General features: G+C 66.4%; 7 protein-coding genes. 1 reads left to right on the forward strand and 6 read right to left on the reverse strand.

Going from position 1 to position 4,883, the window contains the following annotated elements; genetic code table 11:
• Together AC1D12_RS24720 and soxR are read right to left on the reverse strand one after the other, a co-directional pair.
• The coding region (locus AC1D12_RS24720; RefSeq protein WP_477843496.1) for a LysR family transcriptional regulator at window positions 1-358 on the reverse strand (358 nt) is incomplete at its 3' end.
• 558 nt (window positions 359-916) lie between these two features.
• On the reverse strand, window positions 917-1,393 hold the full coding sequence (gene soxR, locus AC1D12_RS24725) for a redox-sensitive transcriptional activator SoxR (protein ID WP_465112597.1): 477 nt from the start codon (window positions 1,391-1,393) through the stop codon (window positions 917-919).
• A gap of 72 nt (window positions 1,394-1,465) precedes the next feature.
• Here soxR and AC1D12_RS24730 point away from each other — a divergent pair, with 72 nt between their 5' ends.
• Window positions 1,466-1,786, forward strand: coding sequence for an antibiotic biosynthesis monooxygenase family protein (locus tag AC1D12_RS24730; protein WP_477843488.1), 321 nt, complete (start codon window positions 1,466-1,468; stop codon window positions 1,784-1,786).
• Window positions 1,787-1,968: 182 nt separating this feature from the next.
• On the opposite strand, the gene AC1D12_RS24735 is transcribed toward AC1D12_RS24730, so the two are convergent.
• The 4 genes from AC1D12_RS24735 to AC1D12_RS24750 form a co-directional block, all read right to left on the reverse strand.
• Entirely contained in the window at window positions 1,969-2,505 is a 537-nt protein-coding gene (locus tag AC1D12_RS24735) for an arsinothricin resistance N-acetyltransferase ArsN1 family B (protein WP_477843490.1), read from the reverse strand.
• Entirely contained in the window at window positions 2,502-2,687 is a 186-nt protein-coding gene (locus tag AC1D12_RS24740) for a hypothetical protein (protein ID WP_477829605.1), read from the reverse strand. The genes AC1D12_RS24735 and AC1D12_RS24740 overlap by 4 nt, the downstream gene beginning before the upstream one ends.
• Window positions 2,688-2,728: 41 nt before the next feature.
• The gene (guaA, locus tag AC1D12_RS24745) at window positions 2,729-4,312 is read right to left on the reverse strand and encodes a glutamine-hydrolyzing GMP synthase (RefSeq protein ID WP_477843492.1); all 1,584 of its coding nucleotides are present in this window, start codon (window positions 4,310-4,312) and stop codon (window positions 2,729-2,731) included.
• A gap of 32 nt (window positions 4,313-4,344) precedes the next feature.
• Window positions 4,345-4,883 (reverse strand): MFS transporter (locus tag AC1D12_RS24750; RefSeq protein WP_477843494.1); only part of this gene is annotated, 539 nt, incomplete at its 5' end.

Here is a 4,883-nt window from a genome sequence, read left to right on the forward strand (position 1 = left end):
GCCGCACGTCCGGATAGCGCTCGCGCATTGCCTCCAGCAGCGGCAACGCGAGCACGCCCGAAGTGGACGGAGCGAGGCCGATGCTGACGTGCCCGGCCAGCCGCGCCTGCCGTGCGGCATGGGCAGCGGCGTCGGCATGGCGGATCGCGAGCTGGGCCTGGCGGAAGAAGGCCAGTCCCGCATCGGTCGGGAGCACACCGGTGGTGGTGCGCTGCAGCAGCCGCGTCGACAACTCGCCCTCGAGGCGGCTGATCTGCTGGCTCAGCGCCGGCGTGCCAACGCCCAAATCCAACGCGGCGCGGCCCATGCTGCCTAGCTCGACGATCCGGATGAAGTAGCGTAGCTGACGCAGTTCCATCGGGTCGTGCTCAGGCTGCCGCCGTGCGCGGGTGCGCTGCGTCATTGCGCGATGCCGGCTTCATCGCATGGAGACTGGACTTGAGGGAGGGCCAAGGCATCGATGACAACCGATAGTTGAACAGTGTGCACCACGGTGCATCACGTCGTTGCCCTTCGAGCGCCGTATGGCGTTACGAGCGTTGCAGCCGGGAGGTACATCAGGTAGCTCACTGACTCGAAGGTCCGTTTTGCGACATGGTCACGAATGTCTGTTCGTAGCCCGGACTTGCGGTCCGCGACCTGCTGGTCCTCACGGCGCTGAACGGCAGATGGGGGCGGGATGCCGAAGATGAATGGCGGCTTGCGAGCGGGGACGCGTCCGGCAGCTCATGGCCGACTGTGCCCATTCGTCGATCGCCCTGCAAGCGGTCGCCCAGCGAGACGGAACGGCCTGCGACCGACTGGTCGCGAGCGACGCGGCGAACATACACTGTCGGCCACTTGCGGTCATACCGACATCACCCTCAGTCAGCTGCTCCACACCGCTCGATGACGTGCTGTGCGACACGCTGGCCGATCACTCCCTGGCGGGCTTGACGAGCAGGCGCTGAGCGCCCGGCCCCTGCGCGGCCAGCTTGTCGAACGGGTTGCGCAGCCGGCAGCGATCGATCGAAAGGCAGCCGCAGCCGATGCAGTCGTCAAGCGTGTCGCGCAACTTCTTCAGCTGCGCGATGCGCTCATCGAGCTCTACGCGCCAGGTGCTGGACAGCCGCGCCCAGTCCTCTCGGTTCGGCGTGCGGCTCGCGGGCAAGGTGTCGAGCGCCGCGGCAATGTCCGCCAGTTGGATGCCCACGCGCTGCGCCACGCGGATGAAGGCGACGCGGCGCAACACGTCGCGTGCGTACCGGCGCTGGTTGCCGGCACTGCGCCGGCTGGCGATGAGCCCCTTCGCCTCGTAGAAATGCAGCGTCGACACCGCCACGCCGCTGCGCCGCGCCACCTCGCCCACGCTCAGGCTGAGCGCGATTCCGGCTGCTTCCAAAGGATGATTCATGTGCACCTCTTGACCTCGACTTTAGTTGAGGTTCTAGAGTCCGCTCACCAGCTTCATTGAAAGGTTCAACGCATGTCCACCTCGCTGTTCCGCGTCGACAAGTTCGCGGTTCCGTCCGCCTCGCTGAGCGCCTTCCTCGCGCGCGTGCACAACGTCGATGGCCTACTTGCCAGGCAGCCAGGCTGCCGGCAGAACCTCGTGCTGACACAGACCGAGGGGCCGGGTGAGTTCAACGTCGTCACCATCGTCGAATGGGCCAGCGCGGAAGCGATGGCACGGGCCAAGGCGACCATGCAGGCGCACTATGCAAGCGAGGGCTTCGACCCGCCGGCCTTCATGAAGAGTCTCGGCGTGCGCGGCGACCTGTMGGTCTACAGCAGGGCGCGTGGCTGACTCAGCCATGGCGGATCCGTCCGCTGCTCGGGCGTTGCCGACTGAAAAGACCAACGCGTTGAGGGACCTCGACGCGAGGTGCGGCGAAGGTCTCCTTTCGGTCAGGGCCGTCGTTTAGCGACTGGACCTGACCAACCGCAACCAGACTGAAACGGTCGGAGGGCAGTCGCGACGTAGTGGAATCATCCGTCCAAATGCCTGCTCGGCTCGGAAGGAGGCGCATCCAAGGGTCGCAGCTCTCTCTGCCACCAACCGACATCGTGCCAGGCGCCCTTCTTGAATCCAACGTTGCGATAGACGCCGAGCGGCTTGAACCCGACAGCCTCGTGCAGGCCCACGCTGCCCGCGTTCGGCAACGCAATGCCGGCGAACGCCTGGTAGTAGCCCAGTTCAGCCAGGCGCCTCAGCAACGCCTCGTACAGCCGTCGACCAATGCCTTGGCCGCGCATGTCCTCGCGCACGTAGGCAGAGGTGTCGACGGCCCATTGATACGCTGCGCGCTCCCGATGCTTGCCGGCGTACACGTAACCGCAGACACGCCCTTCTTCGTCCTCTGCGACGAGCCAGGGAAGTGCCGGCAGTGTCTTCGCGATGCGACTGCGCATCTCGTCGACGCTGGGCACCTCCAGTTCGAACGAGATCGTCGTGTGCTCGACGATCGGACCATAGATCGCGGCGACCGCTGCCGCGTCATCGAAATCAGCGTTTCGGATTTTCATCGGTTGACAGGATGAGGTTTGACGGAAATCTCGTGGCGCTGCTGCGAGCTTGGCACGAGCATCAGCGCGCCCGCGACGACCAGGCCGAGCGCGGCCGAGGCCCACATCGCATGCAGTCCGGCCAGCCCTTCTGACGGCAACTTTTCAAGCGGCGCAGAGTACCAACTGCTCAGGAAATCCAACGGATTTCGAACAGTTCAAGACCGCACCGACCCGCCCCGAATCACTCCCACTCGATCGTCGCCGGCGGCTTGCTCGACACGTCGTACGTCACGCGGTTGATCCCGCGCACCTCGTTGATGATCCGCCCCGACACCTTCTTCAGCAGGCTGTACGGCAGCTCGGCCCAGTCGGCGGTCATGAAATCGCTGGTCTGCACCGCGCGCAGCGCAACCACGTAGTCGTAGGTGCGGCCGTCGCCCATCACGCCGACGCTCTTCACCGGCAGGAACACCGTGAAGGCCTGGCTCGTCAGCTCGTACCAGGTCTTGCCGGTCTCGGCATCGCGCGTGTTGCGCAGCTCTTCGATGAAGATCGCATCGGCGCGGCGCAGCAGGTCGGCGAACTCCTTCTTCACCTCGCCGAGGATGCGCACACCCAGGCCGGGGCCCGGGAACGGATGGCGGTACACCATCTCCGGCGGCAGGCCCAGCGCCACGCCCAGCTCGCGCACCTCGTCCTTGAAGAGCTCGCGCAGCGGCTCCAGCAGCTTCAGCCCCAGYGTCTCGGGCAGCCCGCCGACGTTGTGGTGGCTCTTGATCGTCACCGCCTTCTTCGTCTTGGCACCGCCGCTCTCGATCACGTCCGGGTAGATCGTGCCCTGCGCCAGCCACTTGGCGGTCTTCAGCTTCTTCGCCTCGGCCTGGAACACCTCGACGAACTCGCGGCCGATGATCTTGCGCTTGGCCTCGGGGTCGCTCACGCCCTTCAGGTGGCCGAGGAACTGATCGCTCGCATCGACATGGATCACCTTGGCATGCAGCCGGCCGGCGAACATCTCCATCACCATGCGGCCTTCGTCGAGCCGCAACAGGCCGTGGTCGACGAACACGCAGGTCAGCTGGTCGCCGATCGCGCGGTGGATCAGCGCCGCGGCCACGCTCGAATCGACGCCGCCTGACAAGCCGAGGATCACCTCTTCGCTGCCCACCTGCTCGCGGATGCGCGCCACCGCCTCTTCGATGTAGTCGCCCATCACCCAGTCGGGCTTCGCCTTCGCGATGTCGAGCACGAAGCGGTTCAGCAGCTCGCGGCCCTTCACGGTGTGCGTGACCTCGGGGTGGAACTGCACGCCGTAGTAGCCGCGCGATTCATCGGCCATGCCGGCGATCGGGCAGCTCGGCGTCGATGCCATCAGCTTGAAGCCCGGCGGCAGCGCGGTGATCTTGTCGCCATGGCTCATCCACACCTTCAGCATGCCGTGGCCTTCGGGCGTCGAGAAATCCTCGATGTCCTTCAGCAGCGCCGTGTGGCCGTGCGCCCGCACCTCGGCATAGCCGAACTCGCGGTGCGTGCTGGCCTCGACCTGCCCACCCTGCTGCAYCGCCATCGTGAACATGCCGTAGCAGATGCCCAGCACCGGCACGCCCAGGTCCCACACGGCCTGCGGCGCGCGCAGCTCGTGCTCTTCATAGGTGCTGGCGTGGCTGCCCGACAGGATGATGCCCTTCGGTGCGAACTCGCGGATGAACGCATCGCTGACGTCGTTCGAGTGGATCTCGCAGAACACGTGCGCCTCGCGCACGCGACGGGCGATCAGCTGCGTGACCTGGGAGCCGAAATCGAGGATGAGGATCTTGTCGTGCATGGTGGGCAGGTGTCAGGTGTCGTCAGGTGTCATCAACCGGCGCTGGGGGAAGCGGCCGGCGTGGTCAACAGGGTCTGGCGGGAAAAATGACGCATCGCGACGACGGTGGCCACCGCCAGCAACGCGCTGCAGAAGAAGAACGGCGCGCCGACGCGCCAGTCGTTGTGCGGCAGGTGCGAGACGACGCCCAGCAGCGGGGCACCGATCACCGGGGCGACCACCGCGGTCATGCTGGTCAGCGCGGCCATCGCGCCCATGGTCTGGCCCTGCGTGCGGGGGTCGGCGGCATTCGAGACGATGCTCTGGATGGCCGCGGCCACCGTGAAGCCGAACACGTTGAAGCCGATCACCGCGTACATCATCCAGCCCTCGGTCGCGAGCGCCCAGCCCAGGTTGGCGAGCGTGCTCGACACCAGGCCGATGGTGGCCAGCCGCGTCGCGCCGAAGCGCCTCAGCAGCCGCTGCAGCAGCATGCCCTGCACGATCGCCGACGCGACGCCGACCGTGAACAGCGACCAGCCGTTCTCGCGCGGGCCCCAGTCGAAGCGCAGCCCGGTGTACAGCACCCAGG

Source organism: Rhizobacter sp. P1_G5 (assembly GCF_056405435.1).